The 15,887-nt window shown below is 70.4% G+C and carries 22 protein-coding genes and 3 pseudogenes; 14 read left to right on the top strand and 11 right to left on the bottom strand.

Features of this window, described 5'->3' with window-relative positions:
- Positions 1–5 precede the first annotated feature (5 nt).
- On the bottom strand, positions 6–596 hold the full coding sequence (locus tag ACIO5D_RS12495; RefSeq protein ID WP_400795000.1) for a TetR/AcrR family transcriptional regulator: 591 nt from the start codon (positions 594–596) through the stop codon (positions 6–8).
- A gap of 109 nt (positions 597–705) precedes the next feature.
- On the opposite strand from ACIO5D_RS12495, the gene ACIO5D_RS12490 reads away from it, so the two are divergent.
- The gene (locus tag ACIO5D_RS12490) at positions 706–2,244 is read left to right on the top strand and encodes an MFS transporter (protein WP_400659930.1); all 1,539 of its coding nucleotides are present in this window, start codon (positions 706–708) and stop codon (positions 2,242–2,244) included.
- Between the two features lie 43 nt (positions 2,245–2,287).
- Here ACIO5D_RS12490 and ACIO5D_RS12485 read toward each other — a convergent pair whose 3' ends face one another.
- Positions 2,288–2,467, bottom strand: coding sequence for a hypothetical protein (locus tag ACIO5D_RS12485; protein ID WP_400794998.1), 180 nt, complete (start codon positions 2,465–2,467; stop codon positions 2,288–2,290).
- Between the two features lie 373 nt (positions 2,468–2,840).
- Between ACIO5D_RS12485 and ACIO5D_RS12480 the strand changes: the two genes are divergently transcribed.
- The 3 genes from ACIO5D_RS12480 (at position 2,841) to ACIO5D_RS12470 (ending at position 5,307) form a co-directional block, all read left to right on the top strand.
- A complete protein-coding gene (locus tag ACIO5D_RS12480; protein WP_400794996.1) occupies positions 2,841–3,251 on the top strand; it encodes a methyltransferase family protein in 411 nt (136 codons plus the stop codon).
- 239 nt (positions 3,252–3,490) lie between these two features.
- Positions 3,491–3,805 (top strand): Sec-independent protein translocase subunit TatA, encoded by a 315-nt coding sequence (tatA, locus tag ACIO5D_RS12475; protein WP_363612422.1) that lies wholly within the window; start codon positions 3,491–3,493, stop codon positions 3,803–3,805.
- A 158-nt stretch (positions 3,806–3,963) separates the two neighbouring features.
- Positions 3,964–5,307, top strand: coding sequence for a hypothetical protein (locus ACIO5D_RS12470; protein ID WP_400660214.1), 1,344 nt, complete (start codon positions 3,964–3,966; stop codon positions 5,305–5,307).
- A 90-nt stretch (positions 5,308–5,397) separates the two neighbouring features.
- Here ACIO5D_RS12470 and ACIO5D_RS12465 read toward each other — a convergent pair whose 3' ends face one another.
- The gene (locus ACIO5D_RS12465; RefSeq protein WP_400794994.1) at positions 5,398–6,339 is read right to left on the bottom strand and encodes a formylglycine-generating enzyme family protein; all 942 of its coding nucleotides are present in this window, start codon (positions 6,337–6,339) and stop codon (positions 5,398–5,400) included.
- A gap of 115 nt (positions 6,340–6,454) precedes the next feature.
- On the opposite strand from ACIO5D_RS12465, the gene ACIO5D_RS12460 reads away from it, so the two are divergent.
- Positions 6,455–7,024 carry a potassium channel family protein gene (locus ACIO5D_RS12460; RefSeq protein ID WP_400660209.1) on the top strand — a complete coding sequence of 190 codons (570 nt, stop codon included), beginning with the start codon at positions 6,455–6,457 and terminating at the stop codon, positions 7,022–7,024.
- 135 nt (positions 7,025–7,159) lie between these two features.
- Here ACIO5D_RS12460 and ACIO5D_RS12455 read toward each other — a convergent pair whose 3' ends face one another.
- Positions 7,160–7,717 (bottom strand): DinB family protein, encoded by a 558-nt coding sequence (locus ACIO5D_RS12455; RefSeq protein ID WP_400794992.1) that lies wholly within the window; start codon positions 7,715–7,717, stop codon positions 7,160–7,162.
- A 141-nt stretch (positions 7,718–7,858) separates the two neighbouring features.
- Between ACIO5D_RS12455 and ACIO5D_RS12450 the strand changes: the two are divergent.
- From ACIO5D_RS12450 to ACIO5D_RS12440, 3 genes and pseudogenes are all read left to right on the top strand, one after another.
- Positions 7,859–8,032: pseudogene (locus tag ACIO5D_RS12450) on the top strand (XRE family transcriptional regulator); the annotation flags it as partial.
- A gap of 6 nt (positions 8,033–8,038) precedes the next feature.
- Positions 8,039–8,230: pseudogene (locus tag ACIO5D_RS12445) on the top strand (DNA mismatch repair protein MutT); the annotation flags it as partial.
- A 412-nt stretch (positions 8,231–8,642) separates the two neighbouring features.
- Positions 8,643–9,461: a phosphatidylinositol-specific phospholipase C gene (locus tag ACIO5D_RS12440; RefSeq protein ID WP_363614582.1), complete on the top strand. Its 819-nt coding sequence runs from the start codon at positions 8,643–8,645 to the stop codon at positions 9,459–9,461.
- Positions 9,462–9,726: 265 nt separating this feature from the next.
- On the opposite strand, the gene ACIO5D_RS12435 is transcribed toward ACIO5D_RS12440, so the two are convergent.
- The 6 genes from ACIO5D_RS12435 to ACIO5D_RS12410 all read right to left on the bottom strand — a co-directional run bounded on the left by ACIO5D_RS12435 (position 9,727) and on the right by ACIO5D_RS12410 (position 12,237).
- Positions 9,727–10,167: a hypothetical protein gene (locus ACIO5D_RS12435; RefSeq protein ID WP_400794990.1), complete on the bottom strand. Its 441-nt coding sequence runs from the start codon at positions 10,165–10,167 to the stop codon at positions 9,727–9,729.
- Positions 10,168–10,398: 231 nt separating this feature from the next.
- Entirely contained in the window at positions 10,399–11,013 is a 615-nt protein-coding gene (locus ACIO5D_RS12430) for a hypothetical protein (protein ID WP_400794988.1), read from the bottom strand.
- A 69-nt stretch (positions 11,014–11,082) separates the two neighbouring features.
- Positions 11,083–11,370, bottom strand: coding sequence for a hypothetical protein (locus tag ACIO5D_RS12425; RefSeq protein ID WP_400794986.1), 288 nt, complete (start codon positions 11,368–11,370; stop codon positions 11,083–11,085).
- On the bottom strand, positions 11,367–11,615 hold the full coding sequence (locus ACIO5D_RS12420) for a hypothetical protein (protein ID WP_400794984.1): 249 nt from the start codon (positions 11,613–11,615) through the stop codon (positions 11,367–11,369). The genes ACIO5D_RS12425 and ACIO5D_RS12420 overlap by 4 nt, the downstream gene beginning before the upstream one ends.
- The gene (locus ACIO5D_RS12415; protein WP_400794982.1) at positions 11,603–11,863 is read right to left on the bottom strand and encodes a hypothetical protein; all 261 of its coding nucleotides are present in this window, start codon (positions 11,861–11,863) and stop codon (positions 11,603–11,605) included. The genes ACIO5D_RS12420 and ACIO5D_RS12415 overlap by 13 nt, the downstream gene beginning before the upstream one ends.
- Positions 11,860–12,237 (bottom strand): ATP-binding protein, encoded by a 378-nt coding sequence (locus tag ACIO5D_RS12410; RefSeq protein ID WP_363614591.1) that lies wholly within the window; start codon positions 12,235–12,237, stop codon positions 11,860–11,862. Before ACIO5D_RS12410 ends, ACIO5D_RS12415 begins: the two co-directional genes overlap by 4 nt.
- A 299-nt stretch (positions 12,238–12,536) precedes the next feature.
- Between ACIO5D_RS12410 and ACIO5D_RS12405 the strand changes: the two genes are divergently transcribed.
- From ACIO5D_RS12405 to ACIO5D_RS12385, 5 genes and pseudogenes are all read left to right on the top strand, one after another.
- On the top strand, positions 12,537–13,400 hold the full coding sequence (locus ACIO5D_RS12405) for a helix-turn-helix domain-containing protein (protein ID WP_400794979.1): 864 nt from the start codon (positions 12,537–12,539) through the stop codon (positions 13,398–13,400).
- Positions 13,393–13,596, top strand: coding sequence for a DUF397 domain-containing protein (locus ACIO5D_RS12400; RefSeq protein WP_400794977.1), 204 nt, complete (start codon positions 13,393–13,395; stop codon positions 13,594–13,596). Before ACIO5D_RS12405 ends, ACIO5D_RS12400 begins: the two co-directional genes overlap by 8 nt.
- A 131-nt stretch (positions 13,597–13,727) precedes the next feature.
- Complete coding sequence (locus ACIO5D_RS12395) at positions 13,728–14,015, top strand: Scr1 family TA system antitoxin-like transcriptional regulator (protein WP_400794975.1); 288 nt, start codon at positions 13,728–13,730, stop codon at positions 14,013–14,015.
- Positions 14,008–14,211: a DUF397 domain-containing protein gene (locus tag ACIO5D_RS12390; RefSeq protein WP_400794973.1), complete on the top strand. Its 204-nt coding sequence runs from the start codon at positions 14,008–14,010 to the stop codon at positions 14,209–14,211. The genes ACIO5D_RS12395 and ACIO5D_RS12390 overlap by 8 nt, the downstream gene beginning before the upstream one ends.
- Positions 14,212–14,455: 244 nt before the next feature.
- Positions 14,456–14,563, top strand: a pseudogene (locus tag ACIO5D_RS12385) (AAA family ATPase); the annotation flags it as partial.
- 51 nt (positions 14,564–14,614) lie between these two features.
- On the opposite strand, the gene ACIO5D_RS12380 reads toward ACIO5D_RS12385, so the two are convergent.
- Positions 14,615–15,172, bottom strand: coding sequence for a hypothetical protein (locus ACIO5D_RS12380; RefSeq protein WP_400653555.1), 558 nt, complete (start codon positions 15,170–15,172; stop codon positions 14,615–14,617).
- Between ACIO5D_RS12380 and ACIO5D_RS12375 the strand changes: the two genes are divergently transcribed.
- Positions 15,166–15,810 (top strand): tetratricopeptide repeat protein, encoded by a 645-nt coding sequence (locus ACIO5D_RS12375; RefSeq protein ID WP_400794971.1) that lies wholly within the window; start codon positions 15,166–15,168, stop codon positions 15,808–15,810. The two genes, ACIO5D_RS12380 and ACIO5D_RS12375, sit on opposite strands and share 7 nt — an antisense overlap.
- Positions 15,811–15,887: the final 77 nt, after the last annotated feature.

The raw sequence follows: 15,887 nt of genomic DNA, 5'->3' as shown, positions 1-15,887 counted from the left end.
GGCGCCTACCGCGCGGCCGGCTTCAGCACCGCGTCGCCGACCAGTCGCAGGCCGCGCAGGAAGTCCCGCCCGGTCGGCGCCTGTTCGGGCGCGGCCAGCCACTGGGCGGCCATCCCGGCCAGCAGCGCCTGGTAGAACATCCCGCGCGCGAGCTCCTCCTCGGTGTCGGGCACCTCGGGCAGGCCCTGGAACAGCGCCGCGAGCCCGAGTCGCCCCTCCTTCTGGCTGTCCGCGAGGGCCTTCTCCAGCTCCGGGGCGTGCCCGGTCTGCGCGATCGCCTCGAACTGGGCGGCCCACAGGCCCCGGTGCTCGGCGAAGGCCTCCTTCACGCCCTCCCAGACCGCGACGAAACGCTCCTCGGCGTCGCCCGAGACCTGGTCGGCGACGGCCACCACCTTGGCGAGCCCGCCGCCCCACTCCCCGACGGCCTCGATCAGCGCCGCGTTGAGCAGCGCCTCCTTCGACCCGAAGTGGTAGCCGATGGCCGCCAGGCTGACCCCGGAGGCGGAGGCGATGTCGCGGGCGGTGGTGCGGCCGTAGCCCTTCTCGTACAGGCAGCGCTTGGCCCCGGCCATCAGTTCTTCGCGGTTTCCCATGCCCCGATGCTACGGAAGGACTGGACGGATGTCTTGCACAACCGAGCAAGACGAATGTTTTAGACGTTTGTACTAGACGTTCGTCTGACACGTCCGTACTGTCTTCCCCATGACCGCAACCACCGGCCGCGCAGGCCGTCGCGAATGGATCGGCCTGGCCGTCCTCCTGTTGCCGACCCTCGTCCTGACCATGGACATGGGCGTGCTCTTCTTCGCCGTCCCGTACATCTCCACCACGCTGGCGCCGAGCGGCACCGAGCAGCTGTGGATCATGGACATGTACTCGTTCCTGCTGGCCGGGCTGCTGATCACGATGGGCTCGCTGGGCGACCGGATCGGCCGCCGCCGGCTGCTGATGATCGGCGCCGCCGGCTTCATCGGCGCCTCGCTGCTCGCCGCCCGCGCGGACGGCGCCGGACAGCTGATCGCCGCCCGCGCGCTGCTCGGCGTCGCCGGGGCCACCGTGATGCCCTCGACCCTCGCGCTGATCCGCACCATGTTCCACGACCCCGGGCAGCGGCAGCTCGCGCTCGGCGCCTGGGGCGGCGTCCTCACCGCCGGGGCCACCCTCGGCCCGGTCGTCGGCGGCCTGCTGCTGAACCACTTCTGGTGGGGCTCGGCCTTCCTGCCCGCCGTCCCGGTGATGGCGCTGGTCCTGCTCACCGGCCCCGCGCTGCTGCCCGAGTACCGCTCCCCGCAGGCCGGCCGCTTCGACCTGCCCGGCGCCGCGCTCTCGCTGGCCGCGATCCTGCCGCTCGTCTACGGCATCAAGACCCTCGCGGTGGACGGCTGGAGCCCGCTCCCCGCACTCGCCGTCCCGGCCGGGCTGCTGATCGGCGCCGCGTTCGTCCGGCGCCAGCGCACCGCCGCCAACCCGCTGCTCGACCTGGGCCTGTTCCGGATCCGCGCCTTCAGCGGCGCGATCAGCGTCAACACGGTGGCGATGTTCGCGATGATGGGCTTCACCCTCTTCACCTCCCAGTACCTGCAACTGGTCAAGGGCATGAGCCCGTTGACGGCGTCGCTCTGGTCGCTCGTGCCCAGTGTGGGCGTCGGCGCGGCGGTCGGCGCGGGCGCCGCCCTCGCCGGGAAGGTCCGCCCGGCGGTCCTGATGGCGGGCGGTTTCCTGATCGGCGCGGCCGGCTTCGCCCTGATGACCCGGGTCGGCGCGGACTCCCCGCTCGCGCTCGTCCTCACCGCGGCGGGCATCCTGGCGGCCGGCACCGTCGGCACCATGACCCTGACCGCCGAGATGGTGGTCTCCGCCGCCCCGGTCGAGCGGGCCGGCGCCGCCTCCGCCACCTCCGAGACCGCCGTCGAACTCGGCAGTTCCCTCGGCATCGCCCTGCTCGGCGCGGCCGGCGCCGCCGTCTACCGCTCACACCTGGACGGCGCCCTCCCCGCGGGCCTGGACGGCGAAGCCGCCGGCGCCGCCCGGGACACCCTCGGCGGCGCCGTCACCGTCGCCGCCCACCTCCCCGGACAACTCGGCACGGACCTCCTCGGCACCGCCCGCGCCGCCTTCACCGACGGCCTGCACGTCGCCGCCGTCGTCGGCCTGGTCTTCGCCGTCGGCGCCGCCGCCCTCGCCTACCGCCTGATGAACCACCTCCCCGCCGCCCGCCCCACCGAGCCGGCCACCACCTGACCCCCGCCCTGCCCCGACCGGTCCGGCCCGCCCCCGCGCGTCATCAGGAGCCCCCGCCCGGGCCTCGGCCCGGGCGGGGGCTCTCGCGCCGCTCCCGGCCGAGGACGAGCGCGGCCATCCCGTCGAGGCAGAGCGCGCCTTCGAAGCCCTCGGCCTCCGCCTCATCGGCGATCCTGTTGAGCCAGGCATCCTCGGCAACGGTCTCGGCGGCGGTCTGGGGCACGGGCTTCTCCTGTCCGGCATGGCACGGAGTACGAGGCTGATGCCATGTCAACGACTGGCGGGCACGGACGAATCCGGGCGCCCTGCGAAGCCGCGGGCGGTCCACCCGGGGGTGGAGGTGGCGGTGTCCACCCCCGGGCGGGTGTGTTCCGGGCGGGGGTGCGGGAGCTTGGTGGGGTACCCGGATCCGGCGTCGAGCGTCAGGAGTGCCCCCCATGTCCCTGCCGAGCCTGCTCGCCCTTCTCGGCATCCTCTGCTGGGTGGGCTACGAGCTGCTGCTGCGCCGCCGCGAGGATGCCGCCGCCGGCACCTAGCGGGCGGACGGCCGCGACCGGGGTTCCACCCGGCTGCTGCTCTCCTGCTACGCCGCCTCGGTGGCCGTCGTGGTGCTCTTCGGCCGGGCGTCGATCGGCGAACTCCCCGGGTGGGCGCGCTGGTTCGGGGTGGTCCTGCTCGCCGCCGGGCTCGCCCTGCGGGCCTGGGGGATGCACACCCTCGGCCGCTACTACACCCGCACCCTGCGGACCGTCGACGCCCAGCGGGTCGTCCGGGAGGGCCCGTACCGGCTGATCCGGCACCCCGGCTACTGCGGCAGCCTGCTGGTCTGGACGGGCTACGCACTCGGCCTGGGCAGCTGGCCGGCGACGCTGATCGTCGCCGCGCTGCTGCTGGTCGCGTACACCTGGCGGATCGGCGCCGAGGAGCGGCTGCTGCTGACCGCGTTCGGCGACGAGTACGCGGCCTACCGGCGGGGCTCGAAGCGGCTGATCCCGTTCGTCTATTAGGACGGGCCCGGCGGGTCGCCGACGACTCGGGACAGGACGCGCACGTGGCCGCGGGTGCCGTCCGGCCGGGGGCGATCATGTGGTCCAGACCACTGCTCGGGATCCGCTTGAGCAACACCTGGTTTTTGACCAGCGTTTCCCAGCCGGTGTATACGTTCGTCGCCGCGGACAGGCATACTGGCGAGGTCGGGCGGTTTGCCCTGCTGAGACTCTAGACAAGAAGGGACCGGTGGCCAGGGATGCTGCGGAACGGTCTTGAGCCCTGGCACCTCCTCGTGGTGCTGGCTGTCGTTGTCCTGCTGTTCGGATCGAAGAAGCTGCCGGAGATGGCCCGCGGCCTCGGCAAGTCGATGCGCATCCTCAAGGCGGAGACCAAGGCTCTGCGCGAGGACGACGCCCCGGCCGACGCCGCCGCCGCTGCCGCCGCTCCGGGTACGGCGCAGAGCACCGCCGCCCCCCAGCCGCCGGCCGCCGAGCAGCCCCGCCCGGCCGCCGTCAACCCGACCACCGTGACCAAGGCCACCGAGACCACCCGGTCCGCGACCAGCGCCTGAGCACCCGGTCCTCCGAAGGCCCCCGGCTCCCGTCCTCGACGGAACCGGGGGCCTTCGTCGTGCCTGCGCGGCCGCCGCTCCCGGGCGCTTCCCGACTGGCCGTCCTCTTTGATCCGTTATCTCCTGGTATGCACCGACCGGAGGAACGGAGTTGAGGCATGTCAGCCAGCGAGCCCACCGAGCCCGGCGAACCCGCCCGGCCCACCGGCGCCACCGGCCCTGCCGCCTCCGCCGACGAACTGGCCGAGCTGCGCGCCCGCCTCAGCGCCGTCGAGGCGCACGCCCGGCAGCCTCCCCGACACCGGACCCGGTCCTTCTTCGCCGTCCTGCTGGTCCTGCTGGCCTGCGTGCTGACCCCGGTCAGCGAGGTCGCGGTCTGGACGAAGTCCCAGGTCACCGACACCGACCGGTACGTGGCCACGATGGCTCCGCTCGCCCGGGACCCGGCCGTCCGGGCCGCCGTCACCAACCGGGTGACCGACGAGATCGTGAAGTACATCCCGGTCGACTCGCTGCTGGACAGCGTCGCCCCCGCCGACCGGCCCCAGCTGGGCGCCCTGCTCGGCACCATCGGCCAGGCGCTCACCAGCGGGCTCACCGGCTTCGTCCACACCCAGGTCGAGCGGGTGGTGGACAGCGACGCCTTCGCCGGGATCTGGACGGAGGTCAACCGGACCGCGCACGCCGCCGTCGACAAGATGCTGACCGGGGAGGGCGGCGGCGCCGTCCAGATCAAGAACGACACCGTGGTGCTCGACCTCGCCCCGCTGATCGCCCAGGTCAAGACCCGGCTGGTGGACAACGGGCTGTCGATCGCCTCGAAGATCCCCGAGATCCACACCCAGTTCACGCTCTTCCAGTCCGACGCCATCCCCAAGGTCCGCACCGGCTTCCGGCTGCTGGACCTGGCCGGCTTCTGGCTGCCCGTGCTGACCGTGGCCTGTGCGGTCGGCGGGGTGCTGCTCGCCGAACGGCGGCGGCGGGCGGTCGTCACCGTCGCCCTGGGCATGGCCGGCGGGGCGCTGCTGCTGGGCCTCGGACTGAGCGTCTTCCGGGTCCTCTATCTGGACCGGCTCCCGGCCGGGGTGGACCAGGCGGCGGCCCAGGCGGTGTACGACACCCTGATTCGCTATCTGCGCTCGGCCGTCCGGGTGGTGATCACGCTGGGTCTGCTGATCGCCCTCGGCGCCTGGATCAGCGGCGCCGGCGCGCACGCCGGAACGGTCCGGGGCCTGTGGCGGTCCGGGATCGGCGGGGTGCGGCACACCGCCGAGCGGGGCGGGGTGCGGCTCGGGCCGGTCGGCCGGTTCGTGCACCGCTGGAAGGGGTGGCTCGGCTGGGTGGCCGCCGCGGGCGCGGGGCTGGCATTCCTGCTCTGGAGCTATCCGACCGTACTGGTGACGCTCTGCCTGGCGCTGGTGCTGCTGGCGGCGCTGGCGGTGCTGGAATTCCTGGACGAGCCGGACGGGGGCGGCGGCGAGCACGTACCCCGACCGGCCTGAAGGAGGAGGCGGGGTCCCTTCCTGAGGGACGATCAGCCACGAGCGGTGCCGGCGTGGGGAGCGGTACGGGGTGAGGCGCGCGGGGCGCCCTCAGTCCCTGATGACGCAGCGGAAGCCCAGGTGGCAGGTGGTGGTGTCCTCGGACTGCGGCATCCGGGCCGGCGGGCGGTAGCGGCGGCAGTAGGTGGGCGCGCAGAGGAACGAGCCGCCCTTGATCACCCGGCGCGGGATGCCGGGCGCCGCCGCGGCGGGGTCGACGCTCGCGGCGCGGGCGTCCCCCGCGCGGCCGTTTCCGCCGCAGCAGCTCGGTGTGGTGCCGCGGTGGCGCCCGGTGTAGTGGTCGGCGGTCCACTCCCAGACGTTGCCGATCATGTCGTACAGCCCGAAGCCGTTGGCCGGGTAGCTGCCGACGGGTGCGGTGGCCCGGTAGCCGTCCGGTGAGCGGTTGGTGAGCGGGAAGTCGCCGTGCCAGGTGTTGGCCATCAGCCGCCCGCCCGGAACGAGTTCGTCGCCCCGCTCCCGGCCCCAGGCGAACTCGGTACCCTCCGAGCCGCCGCGCGCCGCGTACTCCCACTCGGCCTCGGTCGGCAGCTCCTTGCCCGCCCAGGCCGCGTACGCCCGTGCGTCGGCGAGACCGATGTGGACGGCCGGGTGGTCGCCGAGCCCGTCGATCGAGCTGTCCGGCCCGTACGGGTGGCGCCAGTCCGCACCGGGGACGAAGAACCACCAGTTGTACGCGTTGCCCAGGTCCACCGGGCGGTCCGGGCTGCGGAACACCGAGGAGCCGGCCACCAGGAGGTCGGGCAGCGCGTCCGGGTACTCCGCGGCGGTCGGCGCGATCTCGGCGGCCGTGACATGGCCGGTGGCGGCGACGAAGGCGGCGAAGTCGTCGTTGGTGACGGCGTACCGGTCGATCCGGAAGCCGCGGACCACCGCCCGGTGGGCGGGCGCCTCGTCGGGGTAGTGGTGGTCCGAGCCCATGGTGAAGGCCCCGCCGGGCAGGTGCACCATCTCCGGCCGCTGGTCCGGCATCGTCTCCCCTGCTCCCGTTTCCCGCCTTCTGCGCTGTGCCGCTGGACGTTACGGCACGCCCGGACGGAGCAGTCCGGCGGGCGGGCCGACAGCTGCGCGGCGCAGGCTGAGCAGGATGTCCGAGAACCCGTCACCAGAGCCGCGCGACCGCATCGACGTGCGGGCCTGGTTCTGGCTGTTCGGATCGTTCGCGGTGCAGATGGTCGCGTACTTCAATCTTCCGCTGCGCTTCTTCGGAGACCACCGGCCGGTGGTCAGCTGGCTGGCCTTCGCGGTCATCCTCACCGGCCTGAGCGGGCTGCTGCTGGCCCGGATCACGGACGTCCTGCGCGGCACCGGCAAGCGGCCCGGGGTGTGGCTGGTCTTCCTGATCTGCCTGTCGCTCACCTGCTTCGCCGGTGCGTACTACGTGCTGGCCGGCCACCCTGGCGAGTTCGCGGGCCTGTACACCCGGCTGGACGCGCTGTACTTCACGGTGGTCACCATGGCCACGGTCGGGTACGGCGACATCACCGCGGTCGGGCAGTCGCCCCGGCTGGTGGTGGTCCTGCAGATCGCGTACAACTTCGTCTTCCTCGCGGCCGCCGCGGGGACGCTGAGCAGGACGATCCGCAGCGGCCTGGAGCACCGGGTCCACCGGCACGACCAGGGCGTCCAGCCGACCGACCAGGGCCAGGACGGGTAGAAACCGTCCGCACCCGGATATCCGCACAGTTCCCTCGACCCGCCCGGATCCCGGCCGGTAGCGTCCCGTTCGCCGTTCGGTCGTTGCCCGGGCCCTGTCACCGGTGCGGCGGCAGGACCCGGACGACGGCGCCGGTCAGCCCATGCTCTTGGCGCCGTCCAGGGACTCCCGGACGATGTCGGCGTGGCCGGAGTGCTGGGCGGTCTCGGCGATGACGTGCAGCAGCACCCTGCGGGCCGACCACCGCGCGCCGGGCTCGAACCACGGGGCCTTGGGCAGCGGGTGGCCGGCGTCCAGGTCGGGCAGCGCGGCGACCAGTTCGTCGGTACGGCGGGCCACCTCGGCGTAGTCGGCCAGCACACCGGCCAGCGTCTCCTCGGGAAGAAGCCGGAACTCGTCCGCCCGCCGGGCCCAGTCGGCCTCGGTCATGGCGGTGAAGTCCGGCATCGCCGAGGGGCCCTCCAGAATAAAGCCCGCCCAGTTCCGCTCGACGTCGGCGACATGCTTGATGAGGCCGCCCAGGCACAGTTCGCCGGCGGTGGTCCGCAGCCCGGCCTGCTCGTCGGTGAGGTCGCGGGTGGTGAAGCGCAGGAAGTGCCGCTGCTTGGCCAGCGCCGACAGCAGATCGGCACGCTCGCCGGTCACGACCGGGGCGTCGGCCTGCTCGGGAGTGGCCAGTTCGTTGACGGTCATGATGGCTGCCTTCCGTTGTTCCTGTTCGTCGTCAAGAAGAACGCTAGAAGGGATCTAGGTCAGTTCCTGACCTCCATGACGGACGAATCGAGGGCCGATCCGAAAAAGCCCCAGCGCCCGGCGCCGGTCAGCCGCGGGCGCAGCCTCTACCGGGCAGACGACCAGGTACTGGTGAACGCGCATGTGTGGGGGGCCAACGCCTTCGGAGCCCCGGTATGGCACCTACGCCGGACCAGGGCCGGGGCGCTGTTCGACACCTGTGCTGCGAGCTTCGACGCGGTGTGGAACACCGCCCTACCGGTTGAGGAGAGCTGATCACGTGGCACGATTCGACAGCAGTTCGACGTCTGCTTCACCGCGCGCATCACGGGCGGGGAATTGCGGATCTCCGATGAGTCCACCGACCTTCAGTTCGTGAATCCGAGCGACATTGAAGGGCTGCCGATGCACCACACTCAGCGCCTCCGGCTGCAGCACTTCCTAGAGCACGGGACGACCCCCTACCTCGGCTAGGAGCTGTCCGGCCGGTCATGCGACTCGCTGGACTGCAGCCCCGTTCGAAGAGTGGGTGCGGGCCTGAGCGGACGGTGGCGGAAGTGGCTGATCGGGCTCTGGCCTATCAGCCCTTCGCGCCGTGAAGGAGCCTCAAACCCTCATCGGCCACACCCACCCGGACCAGGGCAATCAGGACTGGCACAGCGTCAAACTCGTGGCTGTCCACGATATCCGGGGCTCCAGGAGGCGAAGAGGATGTGTCGCGGGGCGCCCTCCCCCAACGTCACCCCTTCGAACCTGGAGCGTACTTATGAGCCCTACCCGTCGTGACGTCCTGAGGTGGGGAGCCGGAGCAGGCGGTGTGGCAGCCGCCGCCGCGTTCGGTCTTCCGAGCGTGGCCGGCGCCGCAAGCTGGTCCAGCCGGAACTGGATGAGCAACCTGCCCGACAGCCTCCCGCTGACCAGGATGACGATCCCCGGCACCCACGACACCTGTGCCAACAACGCCAACAACGGCACCATGTGGGCCAAATGCCAGAACTGGAGCATCTGGGACCAGTTCGAGAAGGGCATCCGCTTTGTCGACATCCGCCTGAACGGCCTGCAGGGCACCGCGAACGAAATGGGTGTCTACCACGCCAGTTTCTACCAGGACATCCGCTACCAGGACGTGCTCAACGCCTGCGACAACCACCTTCGGAACAATCCGAAGGAGGTCGTCATCATGCGGGTCAAGAACGAGAACTCGGGCGGCCAGGCGCTCGGCGCGGCGGAGTTCCGACGCCGGTTCAACTTCTACCTGGACGACCCGTCGATGAACTTCCGTCCGCGGTTCTGGACCAACCCCTACTGGCCCACCCTGGGGCAGGCTCGCGGCAAGATCGTGCTGGTCGCCGACTTCGACAACCCGTGGACCGTACTCCAGTGGTCCAGTGGCTCGAACAGCTTCTTCCGGACGCAGGACATCTGGGACGGGAACGGCCAGGGCATCGAATACAAGAAGAACAAGATCATCGAGTGGTTCGACGAGGCCTACTTCCACCAGAACGCCGCCGAGATGTACGTGAACCACACCAGCTACGCCAACGGCGTCTGGCCCAGCACCAACGCGGGCAACATCTTCCCGGTGGTCCGCTACTACCTGGACCAGCGGAAGACCGAGCGAATCCACTTCGGCATCGTCCCGATGGACTTCCCCGACTACGACACCGAGGTCCTGCGGCTCTTGATCGACAAGAACTTCATCTAGCCACCCTGCGGGACGCCGGCGCCCGATCCCGGCACCTTCCGGCGAGTGCCCTCGTGTGCGGCCGTTCCTGCCGGCGAGCAACGGCCGGCACGGGCGGTGACGTGATCACCGCCAGGTGATCGCGCCAACACCCGTACCGATTACCGGACTTCGGAAGATGCGGCAGGAGCCGCGTCCACTCGTCGTTCGTCAGATCGCCTCGCCCCGCGACCAGAACGAAGATCCCGGGGCGAGGCGGTCACATGATCCGCCGGACAGTCTGCGGTCAGCGGCGTTGCAACGGACACTGCGGGGGTGTCTCGCCGGTCGGGTTGAAGGTTCGGGGGCACGACACGGCCGAGACCGATCGGAGCTGCCGGCCGGGAGTCCAGTACGTCCACATCACGTCGTGCGGGAAGGTGCCGAGGAAAGTCCGGGCGTGCTCCAGCCGGATCGCCGGATCGAGGTCGGTCTCCAGCGCCGGGGAGTCGGCGAGTTGCTTGCCCAGCCACTCCAGTGTCCCGGCCGGGTCGTTCGTGGTGAGCTTGATCTGCGCCGCCGGCTTGGCGAGCCAGTGCATGACCTCCAGCGGTGGAACCGGGCTCGACCACGCGGGCCGTGCGCCGTTCTGCGTCTCGGGAGGCCGTCGCTCGACATCGTCGGGACGCTTGTTGCCCGACCAGGCGTAGCAGTGCCAGTGCAGGCCGGGCCTGTTCCAGTGATCCATGAGCGCTCCACCCTGGTCGGGGGCGGGCCCCGCTCCCAGTTGCGCTGGGAACGGGTCCCGCCTTTCCGGTGTGCGTCAGACGGTAGTGGCGAAGCGGGCCGGGTCGATGCCCGACGCGCCCAACTCCGCCGTGTCGAACCGCAGTTCACGGCCGGGGCCCTTGACCTCGCCCATGACCCACAGGCCGCCGGCCACGCCGGGCACCTCGCGCAGGGTCGCACCCTCAGGTGCTCAGGTGCGGGGAACGCCCCAGTCGTCGAGGATGCGGCCCGCCTCGCCGCCCAGCTCGGGGTGGTGCAGCAAGGTGCGGACCAGGTCGGCCCGTTGGGCGGACGGGCCGGCCTGCCGGACGGCGAACAGGGCGTTGTCGGGGACGAGCGGGTCGCCCTCGTGCTCACCGAGGGCGGCGGCCAGCGCCCGGTGGACGGCCGGGTCGTCGGCGTAGGGGCCGAACGCCATGGCCACGTGCTGCCGCACCAGGTCCTCGTCGCGATCGGCGAAGGCGGCGAGCAGGGCGTCGGCCACCTCCCGTTTCGCGGCGGGGTCGGCCGGCGGCGAGAGGCGGAGGACGGTCGCGCACTCGACGCGGGCGAGTTCGTCCTCGGCCGGGTCCGCGACGACGGAGGCGAGGAAGGCCGCGACGGCGGGGTCGGCCACCGCGTCTTCGAGCGCGGCGACGATCCGGACCTTGTCGTCGCTCCCCGACGGCAGCGAGCGGAACCGCGCGACGAGACGCTCGGCGGGCGAGAACGGCGAGTGACCCTCCCGACGGGTCGGCCCCCGGGAGCCGCGGCGCCCTCCGGGCCAGGACGGGCCCTTGGCCTTGGGGGTCGGAATGTCGCTCACCGGCTCAGCGTAGTGCGGCTCGCCCCGGTCCCCTCGCCGGATCGACGAGGGGACCGCGGGATTCGGCCGTCAGGCGGGTATGCGGTGACGCCCCTGGGGGGTGGGGTTGTGGGTTTCGGGGCCGTAGTGGCCGGCCTGGCGGGCGATCCAGGCGTATTCGGTGGTGCCGTCGGGGAGTTGGCGCAGTTCCCAGCGGCCGTGGCGGGTGATCGGGGGCGGTGGCGGGGTGGCTGCCCGTTCGCTGGGGTGCGGCATCCTCAGGGTCGCGAGGACGCCGAGGGCGACGGTGGCGATCGCGAGGGCGAGGAGGGCCACGAACGCCGCGCCGATCAGGAAGTTGACGGTGCCGGGTGTCATCGGCGGATCCCGGTCACGCGGGTGCCGAGGTGGGCGGCGAGGCCGTGGAGGAGTTCCTCGGCCTGGTCGCGGGTGAGGGGGAAGGCGAGCTGTTCGCCGGGGCCGGCGGCCACGTCGAGGTCGACGGCGAGGCGGAGCTGGACGGTGGCGTCGGGGACGTGTTCGACGGTGAGGTAGGGGACGGTGGTGCGCTCGACGTGCACGGCCTGGGTGGAGCTGGTGGCGAGGGGGATCACGACTCCCACGGGTCACCGCCCCGCCCGGCTTCGCGGAGCAGGTGGAGGAGGTTGAGGAGCGTGCTGACGGGCGCGTTGCCGAAGTCGATCAGGACGCGGCCGTCGACGGTGCCGTTGTGGGTGGTGGCGGAGCCCCAGAGGATGCCGTGGAGGCGGCCTCGCTCGCGGAGTTCGCCGAGGAGGGCGGTGACCTGGGCGTCGGTGTAGTCGCGCATCCGGGGGTCGTCCGGGGCGAGGGGCTGGTGGCGGGCGTTCACGCGGCGGCGTCCAGCTCGAACCATACGATTTTACCGTTCTTGCGGGGCGTGGTGCCGAAGCGGTGGGTGAGCTCGCGGACCAGGTGCAGGCCCCGGCCGGACTGCGCGTAGGGGTCGGCGCACTCGCGCGGCTCGGGCAGCACGGGGTTGTCGTCGCTGACGCAGACGCGCAGGCTGCGGCCTTCGAGGAGGAGGATGACGACGGTCGGCGCGGGGCTCCCGCCGTGCTTCCACGCGTTGAAGTACAGCTCGTGGAGGGCGAGTTCGGCGTCGTGGATGGCGTCGTCCGGCCATCCGGCGAGGGACATCGCGTCACTCAGCTCCGCACGGGCGGCGGACCAGTCGGGGATTTCGGGCAGGCTGAAGGCACACATGAGGGGAACCTCCGTGAGGGTGCGGGTGTGGGGTTCGTCGTTCACCGGCGGAAACATCGCCGTGAGCCAGGCCAGAACGGGACTGGTGACGCCACGCATGGCTGCTCTGCGGTGCGGGGGCAGCAGGCGCCTACTGCCCTGATAAAAGGCATTACTGACGATCCGTCGGACCGACCGTGAGATAGACCATAGCGCACCCCTGACTCCAAATTGAGGCAAATCTCAGAGGTTCACTCGCAAGTGGACCCACCCCCGACAAGCACGGCAGACTGGTCTCACGTCACGCCGAAAGGACCGCTATGCCCCTCCGACGCAACCCGACTCTTCGTCAGCGTCGACTGGGTGCAGAGATGCGAAAGATGCGCGAGCAGGCAGGCCTCGGCGGCAGCCAACTCGCCCGAGCACTCGGCATGGACCCCGCGCAGGTAACCCAGATGGAGACCGGCCGGATCGGCGTAAGCTCCGATCGGCTGCGCACGGTCGCCGCAGCCTGCAGCTGTGCCAACCAGCCCCTCATCGACGCACTCGCAGACATGATCGCCGAACGGAACAAGGGCTGGTGGGAGGAGTATCGCGGAACCCTGGGAACAGACTTTCTTGAGGTGGCGGAGATGGAAGGCAATGCACGGAAGCTTGCCACTTGCACGAGCACATACATTCCGGGACTACTGCAAACCAGGGCCTACGCCACGGCGGTTTTCGCTCGAATCTACCCACCTCTCCCCGCCCACGATGTCGAGGTGAGAACCACCTTTCGGATGCGGCGACAACAGGTTGTCCGCTCCGGCAGGGTGCCCTACCGTGCGTTCATCCACGAGGCTGCGCTCCGCATGCAGTTCGGCGGCCCCAAGGTACTCGCTGAACAACTCGATAGCCTCAGCGAAGCCTCCGAAGTCCCAGGAATCTCAGTGCGAGTAGTACCGTTCGAGACCGAAACCTTCCCAGGCTCCAGCGAGAACCTGACCTTCGCGGAGGGGCCCGCCCCCGAGCTGGATACCGTACAGATGGATGTCCCTCACGGCGGCCAGTTCTTCGACTCCCTCGCTCACCTCGAAAGTTACCGGGTGATTTTCAAGCGAATTGATTCAACTGCGCTCTCGGATGATGAATCACGAGACTTCATCCGGCAGATCAAGAAAGAAAAGGAAAACAAGGATGACTGATTTCGGCTGGCAGAAGTCCAGTTACTCCGCTGCGACCAACGAATGCGTCGAGGTGCGTACCGCCAACGGCCTGGTCGAACTCCGCGAGTCCGACACCGGCGACATCATCGTCCGCACCACCCCCACCAAGTTCGCCAAGTTCCTCCAAGGCGCCAAGGCCGGCGAGTTCGACCACCACGCCAACCACATCGCCTGACCCCACAACCACCAGCCGCCCCTCGCTCACCCGAGCGAGGGGCGGCCGCAGAACGGGTCAGCACAGCCAGCCGATCCGGGCCCGAAACGACGAGGCCTGAACCCCGGTCGGCAGGATTCCCGATCTCCTTCATGAAGAGCCGCCAACCGCAGCGCGACTCCTTCGGCCGGACCGAAAGGGAGAAGCAGGACCCACCCTGGCGGACGACCGTTTCCAGAATCATCGCCGAGGGCTCAGTCCCCGAACTAGATACCATCGCAATAGACTTATCCCAGGGCGCACTCTTCTTTGACTCGCCAGCTGACCTGGCCAAGCATCAGGCCACCTTCTCGCGCCTGGACTCCACCGCGCTCTCCGAAGAAAGCTCGCGCGAGTTCATCCGATCAATCATGAAAGAAGTGGAAGCCGCGAATGCCTAACTCAGAGTGGCAGAAGTCGAGCTTCAGCGCCTCAAACAACGAGTGCGTCGAGGTGCGTACCGTCGACGGGCTGGTCGAGCTCCGCGAGTCCGACACCGGCGACATCATCGTCCGCACCACCCCCGTCAAGTTCGCCAAGTTCCTCCAAGGCGCCAAGGCCGGCGAGTTCGACCACCACGCCAACCACATCGCCTGACCCCACAACCACCAGCCGCCCCTCGCTCACCCGAGCGAGGGGCGGCCGCAGAACAGGTCAGCACAGCCCGCCGATCCAGGCCCGAAACGGCAGGGCTGGAACCTAAGGTGTGCTGTCTCGGGACGCAGCGCGACCGCGTCCCGCTTGAACTCCCCCGAGTACCTCGCAGCACCCATGAGGACATCCTGTTCACGGACCCGAAGATCCGCTTCTCAGAAGTGTCCACAAACAGGGATAAAGCCCCACGTTCACCGACCCCCGGCTCTGCGCGGCCATCGCGGACCGGCTGACCTTCCGGTTCACCCTGATCGAGACCGGCATCGAGTCCTACCGCCTGGCCGCCACCGAAGCCGAGCACCAGCCGAGCCGGGAGCGGAGGACCGGCGGTCGAGGTGACGCGATGTCACGGCTGCCCGCCGAGCCCGAGCTTCTTCACCCCGAACGGGGAGAAGATCATGTGGGCAGCCCAGCCGTGGTGGATGAGAGCGATCTGGGAAGGCACCGGCGTCACCGGATAGATGGCCTTGCCCCGCGACCAGTTCGCGAGCAGGCCCTCGGTAGTGTCGACCGCGGAGACGACCATCGTCACCTGGAGCTTCCCGTCGCCCCACGTGTTCCAAAGGGCCCACCCCTCGGGCCGGGCCTCGACTCCGAGGCGGGCGCACGCCTGCTCATAGGTCTCCCCCATGCCATCCGGCATCGCCCCGGGCCGCAGAATCACCACGCCCGCGAGTTTCAGCTCGGGGCGTTCCGCCTCATCGTCGAGGCAGCCGTCCCCGGGGAAATGGTAGTGGCGAAGCTCCCGGGCCAGCGCGTTCACCGCCCGCTGCAAGCGCGTCGCGTCCTCTGCTTCGGGCTGATACGAGAGCCAGCCCTCGGCCGAGGCGGCGCCCGCGACCACGCTGGCGAGCCGTTCTATCTCTCGCAGGTGGTCGAGTTCGGAGAGTTCAGGTCGTGTCACGGCTGCCAGTCTCGCAGCGGCGCACGGCCGGGGCATCCCAGTTTCCACGCGCCTCGGAGACGAAACCGGGCCCTCGCCGGCCGGGCCTGTCAGGGGCCGAGAAATCCGCGAGGCCCTGCGGACGCTTCCCCCCCCCCGGCACGGACGACGCCCGGACGCGGGTCCTGGCCCTGTGGGTCGGCATCGGTCTGGTGAGCCTGGGCGACTACCACGACGCACGCGCGTTCCTGTGCCAGGCGCTCGACCTGGCCACAGCCAGTGGCAACATCCGGGCCGTCATCGCCACCGAACTCAACCTCGGCGACGCCTACCGCTACGCCGGTGAAGCAGAGACCGCTGACGTGCTCTACCGCAAGGCCCTGAACACTGCCCGGAGCCGGCACCCGGAACTCGTCGACTTCGCCCTCCAGCACTTCGGCAAACACCTCATGGAACAAGGCGACCTTGTACCTGCGCGCGCCCACCTGCGGGAAGCGTGGCGGCTGCGGATCGCCAAGGGTGACACCGGGCTGATCGAATCCACCCAGGCCGCACTCGACCGCGTCGAGCTACTGATCGGACAGGCAGCCACCGGCACGGCCGCTCCGGCGGCTGGTGACGCAGAAGCGACACAGTGGAGCAAGCGATGGACCTCATGACTCCGATCCCGCACCACGGCCCGAACCCCGGCCCGGTGGGCTGAGGAGTTCCCCGCTGTGCGGGACGCCGTGCACTC

The sequence above is a fragment of the Kitasatospora sp. NPDC087315 genome, assembly GCF_044744345.1.
Taxonomy (GTDB): Bacteria; Actinomycetota; Actinomycetes; order Streptomycetales; family Streptomycetaceae; genus Kitasatospora.
Note: the sequence above shows the minus strand (reverse complement) of the source record. Positions and strands in the feature narration are given on the sequence as shown.